Source organism: Gordonia sp. SGD-V-85 (assembly GCF_001456905.1).
GTDB classification, from domain to species: Bacteria; Actinomycetota; Actinomycetes; order Mycobacteriales; family Mycobacteriaceae; genus Gordonia; species Gordonia hongkongensis.
The window spans coordinates 1-21,059 of the sequence record NZ_LNQO01000036.1 but is presented as its reverse complement, the minus strand read 5'-3'; the positions used below and the strand labels follow the sequence as shown (position 1 = coordinate 21,059).

General features: G+C 70.3%; 18 protein-coding genes and 1 pseudogene. 17 read left to right on the top strand and 2 right to left on the bottom strand.

The window, feature by feature from the left end:
• Nucleotides 1-81 precede the first annotated feature (81 nt).
• Together AS181_RS23725 and AS181_RS23720 are read right to left on the bottom strand one after the other, a co-directional pair.
• A complete protein-coding gene (locus tag AS181_RS23725; protein WP_081790172.1) occupies nt 82-573 on the bottom strand; it encodes a hypothetical protein in 492 nt (163 codons plus the stop codon).
• A 113-nt stretch (nt 574-686) separates the two neighbouring features.
• Complete coding sequence (locus tag AS181_RS23720) at nt 687-1,208, bottom strand: AAA family ATPase (RefSeq protein WP_042378569.1); 522 nt, start codon at nt 1,206-1,208, stop codon at nt 687-689.
• A gap of 95 nt (nt 1,209-1,303) precedes the next feature.
• On the opposite strand from AS181_RS23720, the gene AS181_RS23715 reads away from it, so the two are divergent.
• The 17 genes and pseudogenes from AS181_RS23715 to AS181_RS25535 form a co-directional block, all read left to right on the top strand.
• The gene (locus tag AS181_RS23715; protein WP_033107649.1) at nt 1,304-1,588 is read left to right on the top strand and encodes a metal-sensitive transcriptional regulator; all 285 of its coding nucleotides are present in this window, start codon (nt 1,304-1,306) and stop codon (nt 1,586-1,588) included.
• Between the two features lie 46 nt (nt 1,589-1,634).
• Nucleotides 1,635-1,988: a heavy-metal-associated domain-containing protein gene (locus AS181_RS23710; protein ID WP_021010665.1), complete on the top strand. Its 354-nt coding sequence runs from the start codon at nt 1,635-1,637 to the stop codon at nt 1,986-1,988.
• On the top strand, nt 1,985-4,264 hold the full coding sequence (locus tag AS181_RS23705; protein WP_058253889.1) for a heavy metal translocating P-type ATPase: 2,280 nt from the start codon (nt 1,985-1,987) through the stop codon (nt 4,262-4,264). Before AS181_RS23710 ends, AS181_RS23705 begins: the two co-directional genes overlap by 4 nt.
• Nucleotides 4,265-4,285: 21 nt before the next feature.
• Nucleotides 4,286-4,546, top strand: a complete 261-nt coding sequence (locus tag AS181_RS23700) for a YHS domain-containing protein (RefSeq protein ID WP_042378564.1) — start codon at nt 4,286-4,288, stop codon at nt 4,544-4,546.
• A gap of 29 nt (nt 4,547-4,575) precedes the next feature.
• Nucleotides 4,576-5,157, top strand: coding sequence for a hypothetical protein (locus AS181_RS23695; RefSeq protein ID WP_042378563.1), 582 nt, complete (start codon nt 4,576-4,578; stop codon nt 5,155-5,157).
• Between the two features lie 154 nt (nt 5,158-5,311).
• Nucleotides 5,312-5,803, top strand: coding sequence for a DUF6153 family protein (locus AS181_RS23690; protein WP_042378561.1), 492 nt, complete (start codon nt 5,312-5,314; stop codon nt 5,801-5,803).
• A gap of 105 nt (nt 5,804-5,908) precedes the next feature.
• Entirely contained in the window at nt 5,909-6,136 is a 228-nt protein-coding gene (locus AS181_RS25255) for a hypothetical protein (RefSeq protein ID WP_042378558.1), read from the top strand.
• 58 nt (nt 6,137-6,194) lie between these two features.
• On the top strand, nt 6,195-8,648 hold the full coding sequence (locus tag AS181_RS23680) for a phosphoketolase family protein (RefSeq protein ID WP_042378557.1): 2,454 nt from the start codon (nt 6,195-6,197) through the stop codon (nt 8,646-8,648).
• Nucleotides 8,645-11,239, top strand: a complete 2,595-nt coding sequence (locus AS181_RS23675; RefSeq protein ID WP_058253888.1) for a heavy metal translocating P-type ATPase — start codon at nt 8,645-8,647, stop codon at nt 11,237-11,239. Before AS181_RS23680 ends, AS181_RS23675 begins: the two co-directional genes overlap by 4 nt.
• 19 nt (nt 11,240-11,258) lie before the next feature.
• Nucleotides 11,259-14,465: an HAD-IA family hydrolase gene (locus AS181_RS23670; protein ID WP_042378551.1), complete on the top strand. Its 3,207-nt coding sequence runs from the start codon at nt 11,259-11,261 to the stop codon at nt 14,463-14,465.
• Nucleotides 14,465-16,111, top strand: coding sequence for an ABC1 kinase family protein (locus AS181_RS23665; protein WP_058253887.1), 1,647 nt, complete (start codon nt 14,465-14,467; stop codon nt 16,109-16,111). Before AS181_RS23670 ends, AS181_RS23665 begins: the two co-directional genes overlap by 1 nt.
• Nucleotides 16,112-16,149: 38 nt before the next feature.
• Nucleotides 16,150-17,208 (top strand): type II glyceraldehyde-3-phosphate dehydrogenase, encoded by a 1,059-nt coding sequence (locus AS181_RS23660; RefSeq protein ID WP_058253886.1) that lies wholly within the window; start codon nt 16,150-16,152, stop codon nt 17,206-17,208.
• Nucleotides 17,198-17,482 (top strand): DUF2933 domain-containing protein, encoded by a 285-nt coding sequence (locus AS181_RS23655; protein WP_042378548.1) that lies wholly within the window; start codon nt 17,198-17,200, stop codon nt 17,480-17,482. Before AS181_RS23660 ends, AS181_RS23655 begins: the two co-directional genes overlap by 11 nt.
• On the top strand, nt 17,479-18,498 hold the full coding sequence (locus AS181_RS23650; protein ID WP_091344499.1) for a DMT family transporter: 1,020 nt from the start codon (nt 17,479-17,481) through the stop codon (nt 18,496-18,498). Before AS181_RS23655 ends, AS181_RS23650 begins: the two co-directional genes overlap by 4 nt.
• Nucleotides 18,495-20,018 (top strand): multicopper oxidase family protein, encoded by a 1,524-nt coding sequence (locus AS181_RS23645; RefSeq protein WP_052362817.1) that lies wholly within the window; start codon nt 18,495-18,497, stop codon nt 20,016-20,018. The genes AS181_RS23650 and AS181_RS23645 overlap by 4 nt, the downstream gene beginning before the upstream one ends.
• A gap of 287 nt (nt 20,019-20,305) precedes the next feature.
• Entirely contained in the window at nt 20,306-20,956 is a 651-nt protein-coding gene (locus AS181_RS23640) for an AraC family transcriptional regulator (protein ID WP_409048661.1), read from the top strand.
• Nucleotides 20,946-21,059: pseudogene (locus AS181_RS25535) on the top strand (IS5/IS1182 family transposase); the annotation flags it as partial. The gene AS181_RS23640 and the pseudogene AS181_RS25535, both read left to right, overlap by 11 nt.

Below are 21,059 nucleotides of genomic sequence, written 5' to 3'. Positions count from 1 at the left end.
CCTCGATATGCAGCACCTGGATCTTCACACGCCCATTCTCCCGCGCAACTCGCGGCGGCTGGCCACCCCGCACCTTCTTGATCAACACGCCCTAGCGGTTCCGTCGACGTCGGAGGAGGCGGTCTCGTTCGTCCGATGCCGTCGGATGACGTTCAAGACGAGGACGGTTGCGAGCACCAGTGCCAGCACGAACATGGTCGCGATGAACCACAGGAAGTCCGAGCCGATCAGGATGTTGCTGATGACGAAGCGGCCGAAGGCGACGAGCACCCCGGCCGCCGTGCCGAGGTAGAGCCACAGCGTGCGGCGGGACAGCAGGGTCGCGCCGATGCCCAGCAGCACGATCCCGAACCCCGCGATGAAGCCGCCCCAGGTCGAGAAGACGATCCCGAGCCAGTCCACGAATGCCACTGGCAGCGTGGCGGCGTCGATACCCGTATGCCGGATGTCTTCTGGCAGGAGGAAGGGTCGAAGGAACAGGAAGTAGACCCCGATCCCGAGGGTGAAGACGCCGAGCGCGGTCGTGAGAGCGCCGCCAAGCAGGTCCTTCCGGAGACGTTCCTGAGTGGGCATCCGAGACATCCGTCCTGTTCGACCGTGGGGCGCGTTCTCGCCTGGACCTGTGCCGGTGAGATATGCCCTGGGCGCCAAGCGTTGCACAGGACACCCCGATCGGGCGAGAGCGGTCAGAGCCGGTCCAGGATGAACTGCACCCGCTCCTCGGCGCTGAGGACCGGAACCCGCACGACCGGGAAGGGCAGCGCTTCGTACACCTGGGTCAGCAGTTCGTGGATGCGCTGCTGGGCGGCGGTGTCCTCGGTGCGGGCGTAGTCGGCGGCCAGGGGCAGCAGGTCTAGGATGAACGTCTTGCGGTAGTCGACGTGCTCGAGCGCGGTGAGCAGAGCGGGGTCGGGCTCGAGGTCGAGGAAGCGGTAGTAGGCGAGGGAGTCGGGGACCGCCCGGTCGAGGAACACGGTGGCGTCCGGGTCGAGGGCAGCTTCCTCCGCGAGCTGCATGTCCAGGACGCCGCGCTGGAACTGCCGCTGCTTCGCCCGGACCTCCTCGACGGTGCGGCCGGCGATGCGCTGCAGGTCGAGATAGTGCCGGGCATGCTCGATGGTGGTGGTGTAGCCGCGGTCCCGCAGCAGGTTCACGGTGGTGGTCTTGCCCGAGCTGGGCCCGCCGGTGATGACGTACCAGTTGGTCACGTTCGCCCTTTCGCTCTGCCCGCTCCGGGAATATCCTCTTCACGAAGTACCTTATACCGCTAGAGGGTATACGATCGACGTCGGAGGTGGCTGAGATGGCACACGGATACGTGGATGACAAGCAGGCGCTGCTGGCGCGGTTGCGTCGGGCGGAGGGGCAGGTGCGCGGGATCGCGCGGATGGTCGACGAGGACGTGTACTGCATCGACATCCTGACCCAGGTCTCGGCGGCGACGAAGGCGCTGGAGTCGGTCGCGCTGACGCTGCTGGAGGACCATCTCGGGCATTGCGTCGCGCAGGCGACCGCGCAGGGCGGCCCGGTCGCGGAGGAGAAGCTCCGCGAGGCGAACGCCGCGATCGCGCGGCTGGTCCGCTCCTAGAACGTTCACACCACACGCATCGACACGCTCACGAAAGGAGCACAACATGACCGGACAAGGATTCCAGGACCTCGGCCTGCAGGCGACGAACGGCGGTGGCTGCGCCTGTTGCGCCCCCACCTCCCACGCCGCCACGGCCAACACCACCGCCTCCGCGACGGCGCAACCGGCATCGGGCGAGGTGTCGGCGCAGTTCCTGGTGGAGGGGATGACGTGCTCGCACTGCGTGCGCAGCGTCACCGAGGAGGTCTCCGCGATCGACGGGGTCTCCGGCGTCGAGGTCGACCTGCACGCCGGCGGCGTGTCCACGGTGACCGTGTCCAGCACCGCCCCGGTGGACGCGGAGCGGGTGCGGGAGGCGGTCGAGGAGGCCGGGTACAGCCTCGCCGCAGCCTCATGAGCACGCTGGACGTCGATCTCGACATCACCGGGATGACCTGCGCGTCGTGCGCGACGCGGGTCGAGCGGAAGCTGAACAAGCTGCCCGGGGTGGAGGCGACGGTCAACTTCGCCACCGAGAAGGCCCGCGTGCACTCGGAGGCCCCGGTGCCGGTGGAGGAGCTGATCGCGGCGGTCGAGCAGGCGGGGTACGGAGCGAGCCTCCCAGCCCCGCCTGTGCCCGACACGGCTGAGCAGACCATCCCGCGGGACGATGAGCTGGCGTCGCTGCGGCAGCGGCTGATCGTCTCGGCGGTGCTGGCGGTGCCGGTCGCGGTGCTGTCGATGATCCCCGCCCTGCAGTTCACCTACTGGCAGTGGCTCACGCTCACCCTGGCCGCGCCGGTGGTGGTGTGGGGGGCGTGGCCGTTCCACCGCGCCGCGGCGATCAATGCCCGGCACGGGGCGGCGACGATGGACACTCTGATCAGCGTCGGGGTGCTGGCCGCGTTCGGCTGGTCGCTGTACGCGCTGTTCTTCGGCGGTGCGGGGATGCCGGGAATGCGGATGAGCGTCACCTTCGTCGGCACCCCGCAGGCCGGCGGTCATGAGGTGTACCTGGAGGTCGCCGCCCTGGTGACCGTGTTCATCCTCCTCGGCCGTTACCTCGAGGTTCGTGCGAAGCGGCAGTCTGGGGAGGCCCTGCGCGCCCTGCTGGAGCTCGGCGCGAAGGACGCCGTGGTCCTCCGGGCCGGTGCCGAGCAGCGCATCCCCGTCGCACAGCTCGTACCGGGTGATGTCGTGGTGGTGCGGCCGGGTGAGAAGATCCCCGCCGACGGCCTCGTCACCGAGGGCGTCTCCGCGGTGGACGAGTCGATGCTCACCGGCGAGTCCGTGCCGGTCGAAGTCGCCCCCGGCTCCCGCGTGGTCGGCGCGACCGTGAACACCGGCGGGCGCCTGCTCGTGCAGATAACCCGCGTCGGCGCCGACACCGAGCTGGCCCGGATGGCGCGGCTGGTCGAGGAGGCGCAGACCGGCAAGGCCCAGGTGCAGCGCCTCGCCGACCGGGTGTCGGCCGTCTTCGTCCCCATCGTCATCGCTCTCGCCCTGATCGCGTTCGCCGGGTGGCTGATCGCGGGGGCGCCCTTGGAGGTCGCCTTCACCGCCGCGGTGACCACCCTGATCATCGCCTGCCCGTGCGCGCTGGGGCTGGCGACGCCGACCGCTCTGCTGGTCGGCACCGGCCGCGGCGCCCAGCTGGGCATCCTCATCCGCGGACCCCAGGTGCTCGAGCAGACCCGCCGCATCGACACCGTCGTGCTCGACAAGACCGGCACCATCACCGCCGGCACCATGACCGTCACCGGCATCCACCCCGCACCCGGCGCCGACCGAGCCGAGCTGATCCGGGTCGCCGCGGCGCTCGAGCACGGCTCTGAGCACCCCATCGGCCGCGCGATCACCGCCGCCGCGGATGGCCCGGTGGATGCGGTGGAGTCGTTCGCCGCCGAGTCAGGGCAGGGCGTGCAGGGCATCGTCGACGGCCGCATGGTCGCCGCCGGCCGCGCCACCTGGATCACCGGGCAATGGGCGATCGCGATCCCCGACGAGCTCGCCGCGACGATCACGGCCGACGAGGCCGCGGGCGCGACCGTGACCGTGGTGGCGTGGGACGGGCAGGCGCGCGGCGCGATCAGCGTCGCCGACACCATCGAGCCCACCAGCCGTGAGGCGATCGCCCGACTGCGCGGGCTCGGGCTGACCCCGATCCTGCTCACCGGCGACAACCCCGGCGCCGCCCGCACCATCGCCGACGACGCCGGCATCGAGGACGTCCGCGCCGGAGTCACCCCGCAGGGCAAGCTCGACACCATCCGGGAGCTGCAGGCATCCGGACGGGTGGTCGCGATGGTGGGCGACGGCGTGAACGACGCCGCCGCCCTCGCCCAAGCGGACCTCGGCATCGCGATGGGCACCGGCACCGACGCGGCCATCACCGCCGCGGACCTGACCATCGTCTCCGGCGACCTGCTCCTGGTCCCGGACGCGATCCGGCTCGCCCGCCGCACCCTGGGCACCATCAAGGGCAACCTGTTCTGGGCGTTCGCGTACAACGTCGCCGCGATCCCGGTCGCGATGCTCGCCCTGCTCAACCCCATCCTCGCCGCCGCCGCGATGGCGTTCAGCAGCGTGTTCGTGGTCACCAACAGCCTCCGACTGCGCCGCTTCCGCCACCTGCCCGCCCCGACGCCCACCGTCCCGACGCCCCGCCGCGACACCACCCCCGTCCACGCCTGACACCCACGCAAGGAGACCGCCATGACGCACGACCGCGACCACACCGGCCACGACGCCGCCGCGCACGATCACGGGTCCCACGAGCATCATCACCACGAGCCCCCGGCCGGAGCGACCAACCTCGTCACCTGCCCGGTCATGCCCGGCAACCAGGTCGACCCGGCATGGGCCGAGAAGCGCGGCCTGTTCCGCGACTACGAAGGCACCCGGTACTGGTTCTGCTGCCCCGAGTGCGGGCCGCTGTTTGACGCCGACCCCGCCCGCTACGCCAACGCCGCCTGACCCACGACGGCAGGGAAAGGGGGCGCGGGATGGATACAGCGGTCGGGCTGGTGCAGGCCTACCTGCGGGTGAACGGGTACTTCACCGTCGCCGAGTACCCGGTGCTGGACGCGACCGGTCCGGACGGGCCGCGCACCGTCACCGACCTGGACATCCTCGCGATCCGACTGCACCACATCCGCGGCGACGACCCCGACCCGGCCCTCGGCGCCCGCCCCGGGGCGCCGGACATGATCGTCGGCGAGGTCAAGGAGGGCGCCCCGAAGCTGAACCCCGCGATGCGCGACCCCGCGGTGCTGGAGGCCGCGTTCGCCCGGTTCGGCTGCTGCACCCCCGCCGACGCGCCCGCGCTCGTCCAGGAGCTGCTGACGGCCGGGCAGGTCCTTGCCCCGGAGGGCCACCTGATCCGCACGGTCGCGTTCGGCAACACCGCCCGCCCCAATCTGTCCCGCTCCTGGCACACCGTCCCGCTCGAGCACATCCTCGACTACCTCCGCGATCACCTCGCCCGCAACTGGGCCGTCGTCGGTCGCACCCAGATCAAGGACGACACCCTCGGGCTGCTGGCTCTGATGGAGAAGGCCCACCGCGCCGGAACGGGCCGCCGATGAGCCGGCTGCCGCGCACCGGTCCCCATCCGGGACCATCGCCCCTGGCCAGGCATCGGTCGGGCGACCAGCCTGGGCAGGACCGCCGTGCGCCCGATCGGCGCCGGTGGAGATCCAGGCACACCAGGGTACGCTGGACGCGGGAAGGAGGTCGGCGGTGAACCACATCCGAACCCTGGTGCACGCCCCATCCGGGCTGCACCGGCTGCTGCTGACCTTCGCGACCGCGCTCCTGCTGATCGCCGGCCTGCTGGCCATGCACACCCTCACCGGCACGCTCACCAGCGGGCACGCCGACACCCCCGCAGCGGCCTCCGAAGCCGCCCATGCCGCGCCTGCCTCTGACCTGGGCGGCACCGTCGCGACCGGGAGCATGCTCGAGGACACCATCGGGACAGGCCCCGAGGCTTCGGGCGGGCACTGTGAGGGCGACTGCGACGGCTCGGGCGGAATGCCGGACCATTCGATGCTGATGATGGCGTGCGTGCTGGCGCTGTTGGCCGCCACCATCGCGCTGCTCGCCCCGGCGCTGCTGGCCCGCCTGCGCACCGCCCTCGCCCTGCTGCGCCTGCACGGGCGGAATGTGCTCACCGCGTTACCGCACCCCCGACCACCTTCCCTCATCGTCCTGTCGATCAGTCGAACCTGATTCCCCGCCCTCCCGTCACCGCTGTGCCGGGAGATGCTGCGCCGTGCCCGCATACGGCACGGGAATCGACTCACCATTCGACCGACTAGACAAGGACACCCACCCGTGCGTTTCCGCATTCTCGCGCTGAGCACCGGCGCGCTCGCCGCTGCGCTCGTGCTCGCCGGCTGCGCCCCCACCGACGGATCCTGGGACAGCGTCGGTGCCGCCACGGGCACCGTCCAGGCGCTCGGGAACGCAGATGGGGCGGTCGTGCTCGTCGACAACCGCGGCATCGTCTGGATCCACGGCACCGAGACCACCGTCGTCCTCCCGGCAGGGACCGCACAATGACCACTATCACCATGACCACATTCGGCGGCTTCGGCCGCGAACCTCGAGGAGACCGACCATGAGCACCGCACCGGCCCGCTGGGCATACCGCACCACCGCCGTCACCCCGGAACGACTGGAGGAGGTGGATGCGTGGTGGCGGGCGGCGAACTACCTGAGCATCGGGCAGATCTACCTGCTCGACAACCCGCTGCTGCGCGACCCGCTCACCGCGGAGCACATCAAGCCTCGACTACTGGGGCACTGGGGCACCACCCCGGGCCTGAACTTCCTGTACGCCCACCTCAACCGGGCGATCACCGACCGGGATCTGAACACCCTGTACGTGACCGGGCCGGGGCACGGCGGGCCGGGCATGGTCGCCAACGCCTACCTGGACGGCACCTACACGGAGCTGTACCCGCGGATCGACCGCACCGAGGAGGGGCTCAAGGCGCTGTTCCGGCAGTTCTCCTTCCCCGGCGGCATCCCCTCGCACGCGTCCCCGGACACGCCCGGGTCGATCAACGAGGGCGGCGAGCTCGGCTATTCCCTCGTCCACGCCTACGGCGCCGCGTTCGACAACCCGGACCTGCTGGTCGCGTGCGTGATCGGCGACGGGGAGGCCGAGACCGGGCCGCTGGCGACCGCGTGGCACGGCAACAAGTTCCTCAACCCAGCCGCGGACGGGGTGGTGCTACCGATCCTGCACCTGAACGGGTACAAGATCGCCAACCCGACGGTGCTGTCCCGCATCCCCGAGGACGAGCTGGTCGCGCTGCTGCGCGGCTACGGCCACGAGCCGTTCGTGGTCACCGTCGGCTTCGACGGCGAGGACCCGCGGGAGTCCCACGCCCGGTTCGCCGGCGTGCTGGACGAGGTGCTGGACCGGATCGCGGACATCAAGACCGCCGCGGCGGCCGGCACCCTGGAAGGCCGGCCGGCGTGGCCAGCGATTGTGCTGCGCAGCCCGAAAGGCTGGACCTGCCCGCCGGTGATCGACGGGCTCCCCGTGGAGGGCACCTGGCGGTCCCACCAGGTGCCGCTCGCCGAGGTCCGCGACACCCCCGAGCACCTGCAGCTCCTCCAGGACTGGCTGGCCTCCTACCGGCCCGACGAGCTCTTCGACGCCGACGGCGCCCCGTTCCCCGCCACGGTCGCCGCCGCCCCGGCCGGAGCGCGGCGGATGAGCGCTAACCCGGTCGCGAACGGCGGGCAGCTTACCGTCCCGCTGCGCCTGGGCGACTTCCGCGACCACGCCCACCCGGTCGACCCCGAGGCGCGAGGCACGGGAACGGCGGAGGCGACCCGGATGCTCGGCGAATGGCTCGCCGACGTGATCCGGCACAACCCGGACAACTTCCGCATCTTCGGCCCCGACGAGACCGCCTCCAACCGGCTCGCCCCGCCCGTGTTCGAGGCCACCGGCAAGCAGTGGAACGCGACCGTGCTGCCGGTGGACGAGCATCTGGCGCCGACCGGGCGGGTGATGGAGGTGCTCAGCGAGCACCAGTGCCAGGGCTGGCTCGAAGGGTACGTCCTCACCGGCCGGCACGGCCTGTTCAACTGCTACGAGGCGTTCACGCACATCGTCGACTCGATGTTCAACCAGCACGCCAAATGGCTCGAAGCCGCCAGCGAGGTGCCCTGGCGGGAACCGGTGCCGAGCTTCAACTACCTGCTCTCCAGCCACGTCTGGCGGCAGGACCACAACGGGTTCAGCCACCAGGACCCCGGGTTCATCGACCTCGCCCTGAACAAGAGCCCCGACATCGTCCGCGTCTACCTCCCGTTCGACGCGAACACGCTGCTGTCCACCTACGACCACTGCCTGCGCTCCACCGGCTACATCAACGTCGTCGTCGCCGGAAAGCAGCCCGCCCCGCAGTGGCTCACCATGGACGAGGCGATCGAGCACTGCACCCGGGGCCTGGGCATCCTGCCCTGGGCCGGCACCGAGACCGAGGGCGCCGAGCCGGACGTGGTGCTCGCCGCCGCCGGCGACGTGCCCACCCTCGAGGTGCTCGCCGCGGCCGCGTTGCTGCGCGAGCACATCCCTGACCTGTCCGTGCGGGTCGTGAACGTGGTCGACCTGACCCGTCTGCAATCCGAGGACCAGCACCCGCACGGCCTGCCGGACCGGGAGTTCGACGCGATCTTCACCCCCGACAAGCCGGTGATCTTCGCCTACCACGGCTACCCGTGGCTGATCCACCGTCTCACCTACAAGCGCGCCGGGCACCAGAACCTGCACGTCCACGGCTTCGTGGAGAAGGGCACCACCACGACCCCGTTCGACATGGTCATGCTCAACGACCTCGACCGATACCGGCTCGCGATCGACGTCCTCGACCACGTCCCGGGCCTTGCCGCGACCCACGCGCAGCTGCGGCAGGAACTCGTCGACGCCCGCCTGCGCGCCCGCGCCCACACCCGCGAGCACGGCACCGACATCCCCGCCGTCGCCGACTGGCGCTGGCCCCACCCCGACACCGACCCGAACCGCCCCTCCACCGCGAAGGAAATCCGATGACCGACACCAAGACCGTGACCCTGCAGGTCAGCGGCATGATCCGCGCGACCTCCAAGAACGTCACCGAAGCCCACCTCGCCCGCCAGCCGGGCGTCCTGTCCGTCGACGCGAACCCGGTCTCCCAGACCGCGACCGTCACCTACGACCCGCAGACCACCTCGGTCGCGCACCTGCAGCAGTGGGTGATCGAATGCGGCTACCACTGCGCCGGGCAGTCCGTCCCGGACCACATCTGCGACCCCGCCCACGAACCCCACGAGCACGCCGACCACCACGACCACGCCGAGCACGATGCCCACGCCGAGCATGACGCGCACGACGGCTATCAGGAGCACGCCGAGCACGAGGGACGCGCGGTCTCCACCGGTCATGACACCCCGGCGGGGCACGAGCACCCGCACCCGGCAGCGGACCACGCTGACCACTCCGCAGTGGACGCCGGTGAGCATGCCGGTCACGCTCCGGCCACCGAGGGTGGGCACGATCACGGGGCTCAGCCGGCCGGCCGCAGCGCGCAGGATGTGATGGGCCACGGCGGGCATCACGGCGGCATGTCGATGGCGGCGATGATCCGCGACATGCGCAACCGGTTCCTGGTCGCGTTGATCCTGTCGATCCCGATCACCTTGTGGTCCCCGATCGGCCGGGAGGTGCTCGGCTTCGAGGTGCCGGCCCCGTTCGGGCTGCGCGACGACGTGTTCATGCTGATCCTGTCGCTGCCGGTGATCTTCTACTCAGCCTGGATCTTCTTCGACGGCGCCTACCGGGCTCTGCGCGCCCGCACCCTGGACATGATGGTGCTGGTCGCGGTCGGTGTCGGCGCCGGCTGGATCTACAGCCTGGTCATCACCCTCACCGGAGGCGGCGAGGTGTTCTACGAAGCCGCTACCGTGCTGGCCACCTTCGTGCTGCTCGGCCACTGGGTCGAGATGCGCGCCCGGGGAGGTGCGAACGACGCCATCCGCCGGCTGCTGGAGCTCGCGCCCGCCCGCGCGGTCGTCCTCCGCGACGGAGAGGAGGTCGAGATCCCCACCTCCGAGGTCGTCCCCGGCGACCTCATGCTCATCCGCCCCGGCGCGAAAGTCCCCACCGACGGCGTCGTCGAGGACGGCGAGTCCGAGATCGACGAGTCGATGGTCACCGGCGAGTCCATGCCGGTCGAGAAGGCGCCCGGCTCGGAGGTGATCGGGGCGACCGTGAACACCGTCGGCACGCTCCGGGTGCGTGCCACGAAGGTCGGCGCGGACACCGCGCTGGCGCAGATCGTGAAGCTGGTGCAGGAGGCGCAGAACTCCAAGGCCCCCGGCCAGCGCCTCGCCGACCGGGCCGCGTTCTGGCTCGTTCTGCTCGCCCTCGTCGGCGGCACCCTGACCTTCCTGGTGTGGTTCCTCGCCGGGGCGGAGCTGCCGATGGCGATCCTGTTCGCGATCACCGTCGTCGTCATCACCTGCCCCGACGCCCTCGGGCTCGCCACGCCGACCGCGATCATGGTCGGCACGGGCCTGGGCGCCAAGCGCGGCGTGCTGTTCAAGAACGCGACCGGCATCGAGACCGCCGCGCACATCGACACCGTCGTGCTGGACAAGACCGGCACGCTCACCAAGGGCGAGCCGGAGGTCACCGACTACATCCCCATCGGCATGGACGACCTGGAGCTGCTCGCCCTCGCCGCCGCGCTCGAGCGGGAGTCGGAGCACCCGCTGGCCAAGGCGATCGTCACCTACGCCGACAGCCGGAACATCCCGCGCCGCACCGCGTCCGCGTTCCGCAACGTCACCGGGCAGGGCGCGATCGCCACCGTGAACGGGAAGCAGGTGGTGCTCGGCAACGCCCGGCTGATGGCCGCGCAGGGCATCGACACCGGCCCGGTCGTCTCGCAGCAGCAGGCCCTCGCGGACGGCGGCCGCACCGCGATCATGTTCGCCGTCGACGGGCAGATCGCCGGCGTGATCGCCCTCGCCGACGCCCCCCGCGACACCGCGAAAGCCGCGATCGACGCACTCCACGAGCAGGGCATCGAGGTGGCGATGCTCACGGGCGACAACAAGCCCACCGCCGAGCGCATCGCCTCGCTGCTGGGCATCGACACCGTGATCGCCGACGTGCTCCCCGAGGACAAGTCCGCCAAGATCGCCGAGCTCCAGGCATCCGGCAAGAAGGTCGCGATGGTCGGCGACGGCGTCAACGACGCCCCCGCCCTCGCCCAGGCGGACCTCGGCATCGCGATCGGCGCCGGCACCGACGTCGCCATCGAGACCGCCGATGTCGTCCTGATGCGCTCCGACCCGCTGGACGTGGCGATCGCGCTGAAGATCGGGAAGGGCACGCTGCGGAAGATGCGGCAGAACCTCGGCTGGGCCATCGGCTACAACGCGATCGCGCTGCCGATCGCCGCCGGCGTGTTCTACCCCGCGTTCGGGATCATGCTCTCCCCGGAGATCGCCGCCATCAGCATGTCCGGCTCCAGCGTGATCGTCGCCGTCAACGCGCTCCTGCTCAAGCGGCTCCGGCTGCCCGCGCACCAGGCCCCCGCGGCCCCGGCAGAGGCGAGCAGCCTCGCCCCGGCGTCGACGCCCGGCGGCGCCTCATGACCGGACGCGAGGCGCCGCGATGACTCCGCGGTCGGCAGAGCGCGGGACTCACCACCTCGATGCCGTCTACGACGCGGTGCTGTTCGACATGGACGGCGTGGTCACGAACACCGCCGCGATCCATGCCGCCGCGTGGAAGCAGCTGTTCGACGAGGTGCTGCGAGACCCGCGTGTGCAGGTGGACGACCCCGAGACGACCTTCGACCCGGTCGCCGACTACCGCCGCTATGTGGATGGGCGAACCCGCGAGGACGGGGTATCGGCGTACCTGACGGCCCGTGGGATCGCCCTGGACGCCGGAGATCCCGACGACCCACCAACGGCGTGGACGATCGAGGGGCTCGCGGCGCGCAAGAACGAGCTGTTCCTGGCGGAGCTGGGCACCCGCGGGCTGCGCGTCTATCCGGGCACCGTGGCGCTGCTGCATCGCCTGCGGGGCGCGGCCGTTCCGGTCGGGCTGGTCACCGCGAGCCGGAACGCGCACCAGATGCTCGCCGCCGCAGGACTGGCCGGCTGCTTCGACACCGTGGTGGACGGCCGGATCGCGCTCTCGCATCACCTGAAAGGCAAGCCGGATCCCGCCATGTTCGTCGAGGCAGCCCGGCGACTGGGTGTCGCTGCGGCCCGCACCGCGGTCGTCGAGGACTCGGTCGCCGGCGTGGCGGCCGGGAGGCGCGGAGGCTTCGGCTTCGTCGTCGGCATCGACCGCGCCGGAGCGCGGGAGCAGCTCGAGGCCGCGGGCGCCGACCTCGTCCTGGCCGATGTCGCCGAGCTCGACCTGGGCGTCTCCACCACGGATCCGTGGCAGCTGGTCTACGACGGCTTCGACCCCGCGCACGAAGGGCACCGGGAGGCGCTCACCGCGCTGGGCAACGGCTACCTGGCCACCCGGGGCGCCCGGCCCGAGCACCACGACGACGGCATCCACTATCCCGGCACCTACCTCGCCGGCGTGTACAACCGGCTGGCGAGCACCATCCACGGGCGCGAGCTCGAGGAGGAGCATCTCGTCAACACTCCCAACTGGCTTCCGGTGGACCTCCGCCTCGGAGACGGGCCGTGGCTGTCCACCGGCCAGGTCGTGACGCACAGCGAACGACGCGAGCTCGACCTGCGCCGCGGCCTGGTCGTCCGCCGCGCGGTCCTCACCGGTCCGAACGGGGATCGACTCGACTTCGTGCAGACGACGTTCACCTCCCTGGACGAGCCTCACCTGGCCGTGCTGGAAACCACGCTCACCGCCCCCGACTGGAGCGGCACGGTCACCCTCCGCGCCGGGATCGACGCCGGGGTGCGCAACAGCAACGTGGCCGCGTATCTCGGATCGGACGCCACCCACCTCACGCAGCCGACTTTCCGCCAGGTCGGCGACACCACCCTCTGCGAGGTGTGGACCCGGCAGAGCCGGGTCCACATCGCCACCGCCGTCCGCTCGACCCTCACCGGAACCGACAGCGCGACCGATCACCGCATCGACACGCCATCGCAGCACACCCGGGAGCTGCGCATCCCTCTGGAGCAGGGTCGACCGGTCACCCTCACCAAGACGGCCGCGATCTACACCTCCCACGATCGGGCCATCAGCGAGCCGGGTGGTGCCGCCCTGACCCTGCTCACCGAACGCGGTGGCGACGTCGAGGCGCTGCGGGAACGCCACGCGGCGGCGTGGCGGCGACTCTGGGAACGCTTCGCGGTCACCCTGGACGCCGACACGCACAGCCGACTCATCCTGAACCTGCACGTCTTCCACCTGCTCCAGACCCTCTCGCCGCACACCGTCGAGCTCGACGCCGGGGTGCCCGCCCGCGGCCTGCACGGCGAGGGGTATCGGGGGCACGTCTTCTGGGACGAGGTGTTCGTCCTGCCCGTGATCGCTCTGCGCACGCCCGAGATCAGCCGGGCGCTGATCGACTACCGCTGGCGGCGACTGGACGCCGCCCGCGCCGCGGCGACCGCCGCCGGACTCCGCGGAGCCCTCTTCCCCTGGCAGAGCGGCAGCGACGGTCGCGAGGAGACGCCCGAGGCGCTCTACAACCCGCGCTCCGGTCGGTGGATGCCGGACAACTCCCACCGTCAACGCCACGTCGGCCTCGCCATCGCCTACAACGCCTGGCAGCACTACCAGGCCACCGGCGACCTCGAGTGGCTCGCCGAACGCGGCGGCGAGCTCATCATCGAGGTCGCCCGCCTGTTCGCCTCGCTCGCCGAGCACGACACTGCCACCGACCGCTTCCACATCGCCGGGGTGATGGGACCCGACGAGTTCCACGACGGCGCCCCGGACGCTCCCGGCAGCGGCCTGCGCGACAACACGTACACCAACGTCCTCGCCTCGTGGGTCGCCACGCGAGCGGCCCGGACACTCGCCCTGCTCCACGGGCACCGCGGCGAGGGCCTCCGCGACCGGCTCCGCGTCACCGACGAGGAGATCGCGGGATGGGCCCGGCTCAGCACACGACTGGCGGTGGGGTTCCACCGCGACGGCATCCTCACCCAGTTCGACGGCTACGAGAGCCTGCAGGAGCTGGACTGGGACCACTACCGCGAGGAGTACGGGAACATCGGCCGGCTCGATCTCATCCTCGAGTCCGAGAACGACAGCACCAACCGGTACAAGCTCGCCAAGCAGCCCGACGTCGTCATGCTGGTCTACCTGCTCGGTCACGACGGGCTCCGGGCGCAACTCGCCACGCTCGGCTACCCGTTCTCCGAGCAGGACCTGACCCGCACGGTCGAGTACTACCTCGCGCGCACCGCCAACGGGTCGACGCTCAGCCGAGTCGTGAACGCCTCCGTCCTGGCCGGCATCGACCCGTCCCGCTCCTGGATCGCGTTCCGCGAGGCGCTGACCGCCGATCTCGACGACTCCCAGGGCGGCACCACCCGCGAAGGGATCCACCTCGGCGCGATGGCCGGCACCATCGACCTGCCCGTCCGCTCCTTCGCCGGCATGGCCCTCGGTGACGACGAGCTCGTCTTCGCCCCCCGACTGCCGCCGAACCTCACCCGGGTCGGGTTCCAGATCCGATACCGCGGCCACCTCGTCGACGTGATGCTCCGTGACCGCAGCCTGGAGCTTCGCGTGCACGCCGGCTCAGCACCCGCGATCCACGTGCGCGTCGGCGCGGTCGCCGTGCCGCTCTCGGCCGGACAGACCAAGACGTTCGCGATCGGCCCGGGCACCTCGGCCCGCGACGCGACCAACCGCGAAGGAGGCCTCGACTGATGAGCACGCATCGGAGCCGGTATCGGCGCATCGCCACTATCCTCGAGCACCACGGACTCGGGCTCGGCCTCGGGCTGCTCGGGCTGGAGAAGTGGATTCCCTTCAACAAAGGCGTTCTCGGGCATGCGCGCCGGGACGAGCCCTACACCAGTCCGGAACACCTCCGACTCGCCCTCGAGGAGCTCGGACCGACCTTCATCAAACTCGGCCAGCTGCTGTCCACCCGCAACGACCTGCTGCCCGCCGCTTACCTCGCCGAGTTGGTCAAGCTTCAGGACGCCGCGCCGCCCGAGGCCTGGGAGCCGATGAAGGCGGTGATCCGCGAGGAGCTCGGCGCGGACCCCGAACAGCTCTTCGCACAGTTCGACCCGCAACCGCTGGCCGCCGCGTCGATCGGGCAGGCATACGCTGCGACCCTTCACGACGGCACCCAGGTCGTCGTGAAGGTCCGCCGACCCGGCGCGGTCGCCCAGATCCACGAAGACCTGGAGATCCTGCAGAACCTCGCCGAGCGCGCCGACAAGCGGTGGGATGCCGCCCGCCAGTACAACCTGCCGGGCATCGTCGAGGAGTTCTCCCGCACGCTGCGCGCCGAGCTCGACTATCTGCAGGAGGGCCGGAACGCGGAGCGGTTCGCCGCCGACTTCGCCGACTCACCCGACGTCGCCGTCCCCCAGGTGTTCTGGGAGACGACCACGTCACGCGTGCTGACCCTGGAACGGATGCACGGCATCCGAGTCGACGACCTGCCCGCCCTGGACGCGGCCGGCATCGACCGGAACCAGCTGGCCAGGCGAGGCGCAGACCTCATCCTCACCATGGTGTTCGAGAACCGCTTCTTCCACGCCGACCCGCACCCGGGCAACCTGTTCATCCAAACCGACGGATCCATCGCCCTCATCGACTTCGGCATGGTCGGCCAACTCGACGAAGAGGTCACCGAGCAGCTCTCCGACGTGCTGCTCGCCTTCACCCGCGGAGACTCCAACGCGCTCGCCACCGCCCTGCTCGCGCTCTCGATCACCAAGAACACCTCCGACCGCGGCGAGCTAGGCCGCTCCCTGGACGTCTTCGTGTCGCGGTATCTCGGACGCCCCCTGTCCGACATTAACCTCAGCCACCTGCTCGGAGAGCTGCTCGCCCTGCTGCGACACCACCACCTCCAGCTGCCGCAGCAGATCGCTCTGCTGTTCAAGGTCCTGATGATGGGCGAGGCACTGGCGGCACGGCTCGACCCCGAGTTCGAGATGCTGCAGGCGCTCACCCCCTTCTCGGAGCGGATCGTGCAGCGACAGTTCTCCCTCCCCGCCCTGGCGAAACGCTGGGCACAGGCATCCGCGGATGCCGGAGCACTGCTGCTCGAGCTGCCCGGAACACTCAAGCAGCTCCGGCGGGTGCTGGAGAACGGCGGCCTCGAGGTGCACCTGCGCGCGGCCGAACTGGAACCGCTCGTGGGACGGGCTGAGCGGATCGGCAATCGCCTGATCGCCGGCATGATCACCGCCGCCCTGATCAACGGCATCGGCGAACTCGTCAGCGGGAACACGAGATGGCGCTCGCGGGAAGGCGTCATGATCGGCGCCGGCGCGAGCGTGGTCACCGCACTGGGCGGCTACCTGCTCTGGACCACGCGGCGACGGCGATGACCGCCGCGGCTCCCATCCCTCATCAGAAAGGCACACACATGAACACCATTCGAGTCGGCGTCAACGGCTACGGCGTCATCGGCAAGCGCGTCGCCGACGCGGTCCTGCTGCAGTCGGACATGGACCTGGTCGGCGTCGCGGACATCGCCACCGACTGGCGGATCAAGTCCGCAGCGAACCGCCTGCCCGTGTTCGCCTCCACCATCGAGGCGCAGCAGGCCATGCGGGGCGCCGACGTGCCCGCACAGGGAGTGCTCGACGACCTTCTCGCGCAGTGCGACGTCGTCGTCGACACCACCCCCAAGCATGTGGCAGCGGGAAACCTGGAGCGCTACCGCGCCCTCGGCGTCAAGGCAGTGCTCCAAGGCGGCGAGTCCCACTCCACCACCGGCCACTCCTTCGTCGCCCAAGCCAACTACGCCAGCGCCATCGGCAGGGACAGCACCCGGGTGGTCTCCTGCAACACCACCAGCATCGTGCGGATCCTCGGCGCGCTGGATGCGGCCGAACTCCTGCTGCGCGCCCGTGGGGTGCTCATCCGCCGCGCCACCGACCCATGGGAATCGCACCTCGGCGGGATCATGAACACGATGGTCCCAGAACCGACCATCCCCTCTCATCAGGGCCCCGACGCACAGACCGTGCTCCCCGGACTCGATGTCGTCACCATCGCCGCCAAAGGCGCCCACACGCAGACCCACAGCCACTACTGGACGCTACAACTGACCCGGGAGGCGACCCGCGACGAGGTGCTGGACGCCCTGCACGCCGCGCCCCGCATCGCGTTCATCCGGATGTCCGATGGCCTGGTCGCCCTCAACTCCACCGTCGAGCTGATGCGCGATCTCGGCCGCCCCCGGGGAGACATGTGGGAGGTCGCCGTGTGGGAGGACCTGGTCACCGTGAACGGCAGCGAGGCCTACCTCGCCTACCAGGTCTACAACGAGGCCATCGTCGTGCCCGAGACGATCGACGCGATCCGCGCGCTGACGGGCACCGTCCCCGACGCCGCAACCTCGATCCGCCTCACCGACGAGAGCCTCGGCATGCGCCAGGACTTCCTCACACCGGCGGAGGAGCCCGACCATGACCGGTGACCACCAACCGCCCGCCGACCATCCCGGCGAAGGCGACCCGCGGCGACGGATGCCTGTGACGTCGTGGCTGATCATCGGGATCTCCGTGCTCGGGACCGCGATCTACCTGTTCATCGACCACCTTCCCCACGTCGTCGCAGTGCTGCCCTACGTCGCGATCATCGGCATGGCCGCCATGCACCTGTTCGGCCACCGCCACCACACCGGCGCCCACGACTCGAATCATCGACGCCACGGGGGCGACAGCGGGACCGACACGCGAGAGTCGTCGTGAACACCGTCGTCCGCCCCCTCGCGGACGCCAGCCGGCACGGGCACCCCCGACCGCTGCGGATGCTGTGGGTCACGCTCGCTTGGGGGTCGTGCTTCGTCGCGATCACCGTCGGCCTGCAAGACGCCCCGCCGCTGTGGCTCGCGGCACTGAGAGCCCTCATCGCCGGGGTCGCGCTCGCAACCGTCGCCGGCATCCAGCGGGCACCTCTTCCCCGCGACCCGAAGACATGGGCACTGATCGGCTGCCTCGGACTGGTGAACATCGCCCTGGCATTCGCGACGATGTTCGTCGCCGCGACCGGACTGTCGACCGGGATCGCCTCGGTGCTCGCCAACGCGCAGCCAATCCTGATCCTGCTGCCCGCGTGGTGGCTCTACCGCGAGCGTCCCACCCCCGCCGCGATCGCCGCGATCGGCCTGGGCTTCACCGGCCTACTCATCATCGTCCTTCCCTCCGGGCTCGGCACCGGAGCGTGGCTCTCACTGACCTCCGCCGCCGCGATCACCGCCGGCACCCTTATCGGCCGGATCGTGCACGCAGACGTCCGAGTCGTGGCGGCAGCTCAGCTGCTCATCGGAGGTGCGATCCTCGCCGGCACCGCAGCCGTCACAGAAGGGCCGCCCACGATCGACTGGAACATCCGGTTCATCCTCACCCTGCTGTTCCTATCACTGGTCGGCACCGCCGCCACCACGGTCGCCTGGTTCACCGAGATCGGACGTGCCCGGCTCGACCTCCTCGCCGCGTGGACGCTGCTCGTGCCGGTCTTCGGGATCCTGCTGTCGCTGCTGATCCTGCGCGAGGACCCGGGCCTGTGGGGCTGGATCGGGACCGTGATCGTGCTGATCGCAATGGCGTTGCTCGCCATCGGATCCAGGCGCTCAGAGCCCTCGGCCGTCACGGCAACCGGCAATCGTGCCCCACGAGCCTCCGCCGATCATGCGACGTCCGACCCGGACGGCCTCCCTGACGAAAACCACGGCCCGCGCTCCCGGCCGGAAAGGAAACAACGATGAACCCGTCGCCCGCCCCACGCCCCCGCTTCCTCCTAACTCGGCGAGGGTTCCTCGGCGTCAGCATTGGCGCCGTCGCGACGGTCGCGCTGGCATCCTGCGCGCCGGCGGCGAACTGGGTGCAGCCCGACGGCGCCCAGGTCCAAGGCGCCGAGCGGCGCCGCGGCGGCACCGGGAAGGTCACCACCGCGACCCTCACCGCCGCCCCGACCGTGCTGGACCTAGCCGGGGCGACCGCGCCGACCTGGGCGTTCGGGTCTGTTCCGGCGCCCGTGATCCGTCTCGGCGCCGGAGACACTCTGAAGGCCACCGTCCGGAACCAGCTCGAGGCGGACACCTCCGTGCACTGGCACGGGCTCGCGCTGCGCAACGACATGGACGGCGTCCCGCCGGTCACCCAGCAGCCCATCAAGGCCGGGGCCAGTTTCGACTACGAGTTCATCGCGCCCGATCCCGGCACCTACTGGTTCCACCCCCACGTCGGGGTGCAGCTGGACCGTGGCCTGTACGGGGCGCTGATCGTCGAGGACCCCGCCGAGCCCGGCGGGTACGAGGACGAGTGGGTCATCATCCTCGACGACTGGCTCGACGGCGTCACCGCCACCCCCGACGACGTCCTTGACGAGCTGTCCGCCGGGATGGGCGACATGGGCGGGATGGGCGACATGTTCATGCGGATGGGCAACACCCTCATGGGCGCCACCTCCGACCTGCTCGGCGGCGACGCCGGCGACGTCTACTATCCCCTCTACCTCGTCAACGGGAAGCCCCCCGCCGACCCGACCCAGTTCACCGGGCGGGCCGGCGAGAAGGTGCGGCTGCGGATCATCAACGCCGGCAGCGACACCGCGTTCCGCCTCGCCATCGGCGGTCACACGCTCACCATCACCCATACCGACGGATTCCCCGTGGAACCGGTCGAAGTCGACAGCATCCTCATCGGCATGGGCGAACGCTACGACGCGATCATTACCCTGGATGACGGCGCGTTCCCCCTCATCGCTCAGGCCGAGGGCAAACGCGATCGCGGTTTCGCCGTCATCCGCACCGGCAGCGCCGCGGCAGCACCGACGGCCGATGTGAGCATCCCGGAGCTCACTAGCAGCCGGATCGGGACCGCACAGCTGCTGACGTCAGATAGCAGCGTTGCGCTGTCCTCACGGCAGCCTGATCGGACCGTGGCGATCACTCTCACCGGAGGTATGGCCGAATACGACTGGGGCATCGACGGGCGACGGTTCGATATGAATCAGCCCCTCGACGGCGCGCACGAGATCCGCGAAGGCGAACGCGTCCGGTTCACGATCACTAATGACACCGAGATGTGGCACCCATTCCATCTACACGGTCACACCTACCAGCATGAAGGTGGCGGCCCGCGGAAAGACACGTCGATCATCCTGCCCAAGCAGACCCTCACCGTCGACTTCGACGCTGACAACCCAGGTCTCTGGGTCGCCCACTGCCACAACATCTACCACGCCGAAACCGGCATGACCACTGTCATCGGCTATCGGGCGTGACCACGGCGCAACCTTCCGGAGGCCACGGAACTGGTCGTGTCGATGAACGCGTGACGGCGCCATTGATCGGACGGGATGCGGTCCCACCCCTGCGGGATCGTGACGATACCGGCCGCGGCTACGTTATTGGCCGGCCGGCCGGTCCGCCGTTGTCGGCGGTGGAGAGCGTGCGCGCCGAACGCATCCACCGCGCCGTGTTTGGGCACGCCAAGATCGTCCACGTCCTCGAGGGCGCCGCACACATTGAGACAGCCACAGGCATCCACGAGTTGACACCGGGCTACGCGATGGCTCTCGGGGCCGGCATGTGGTGCTCAGTGCGCCCAGACCCGACTGTGCGGCTATGGACGCTCTACTTCGACGAGTCCTTCCTCCGCTCCCACATGCGATGGGTGCTCGCCGACACCACGCGCGTCCGTCCGGGCGTGCATCCTGACGCCTGGGACGGCTCGGCACTCGTGCTGCAGCCTGGCGTGGACATCCTGCACCGCATCGAACCGCTGTGGCGCCAGATCAGCCTCGTGAACGAGACCGCGCCACCGGAGGTCGCGACCACCCGACTGATCTCTCTGTTCTCCCGCGCCGTCGAGATTGCCCTACCGACGCTGCTCGCCGACGACGGCGCTGTGCCCGAGAGGTTCGTCCTCCCGGTGCGCGGCCGGCTCGCGCAGCCGCCAATCGCTCGCCCCGTGCGCCGCTCGGTCGTCCTGCTGCGCTCGCGCATGACCGAGCCGTGGACGGTCGGCAGGCTCGCCGCGGAGGTGGCCGTCTCCCGCGCCCATCTCACACGCGTTTTCACCCAGCAGGTCGGTGTCGCCCCCATGCGGTTCCTCATCGAGACCCGCCTGACGGAGTTCACGCGACTGATCGAGGAAACCGACCTGCCGATCGCCGATGCATCCCGGCAAGTCGGATGGAACGACGCGCGAGCCGCCTGATCACGCGGTCGGACGCTCCCGCGGCGGGCTGACGACCAAACTGCACCTGGTCTGCGACGGCCGCGGCCGGCCGCTGAGCATGATGATCACCGCCGGGAACATC

Excerpts from the sequence above, each read along its gene's own strand:
- AS181_RS23680 (WP_042378557.1), top strand. The coding sequence starts at position 6,195 with ATGAGCACCGCACCGGCCCGCTGGGCATACCGCACCACCGCCGTCACC.
- AS181_RS23715 (WP_033107649.1), top strand. The coding sequence starts at position 1,304 with ATGGCACACGGATACGTGGATGACAAGCAGGCGCTGCTGGCGCGGTTG.
- AS181_RS23665 (WP_058253887.1), top strand. The coding sequence starts at position 14,465 with ATGAGCACGCATCGGAGCCGGTATCGGCGCATCGCCACTATCCTCGAG.
- AS181_RS23710 (WP_021010665.1), top strand. The coding sequence starts at position 1,635 with ATGACCGGACAAGGATTCCAGGACCTCGGCCTGCAGGCGACGAACGGC.
- AS181_RS23700 (WP_042378564.1), top strand. The coding sequence starts at position 4,286 with ATGACGCACGACCGCGACCACACCGGCCACGACGCCGCCGCGCACGAT.
- AS181_RS23670 (WP_042378551.1), top strand. The coding sequence starts at position 11,259 with ATGACTCCGCGGTCGGCAGAGCGCGGGACTCACCACCTCGATGCCGTC.
- AS181_RS23695 (WP_042378563.1), top strand. The coding sequence starts at position 4,576 with ATGGATACAGCGGTCGGGCTGGTGCAGGCCTACCTGCGGGTGAACGGG.
- AS181_RS23655 (WP_042378548.1), top strand. The coding sequence starts at position 17,198 with ATGACCGGTGACCACCAACCGCCCGCCGACCATCCCGGCGAAGGCGAC.
- AS181_RS23705 (WP_058253889.1), top strand. The coding sequence starts at position 1,985 with ATGAGCACGCTGGACGTCGATCTCGACATCACCGGGATGACCTGCGCG.
- AS181_RS23675 (WP_058253888.1), top strand. The coding sequence starts at position 8,645 with ATGACCGACACCAAGACCGTGACCCTGCAGGTCAGCGGCATGATCCGC.
- AS181_RS23645 (WP_052362817.1), top strand. The coding sequence starts at position 18,495 with ATGAACCCGTCGCCCGCCCCACGCCCCCGCTTCCTCCTAACTCGGCGA.
- AS181_RS23725 (WP_081790172.1), bottom strand. The coding sequence starts at position 573 with ATGCCCACTCAGGAACGTCTCCGGAAGGACCTGCTTGGCGGCGCTCTC.
- AS181_RS23640 (WP_409048661.1), top strand. The coding sequence starts at position 20,306 with ATGGCTCTCGGGGCCGGCATGTGGTGCTCAGTGCGCCCAGACCCGACT.
- AS181_RS23660 (WP_058253886.1), top strand. The coding sequence starts at position 16,150 with ATGAACACCATTCGAGTCGGCGTCAACGGCTACGGCGTCATCGGCAAG.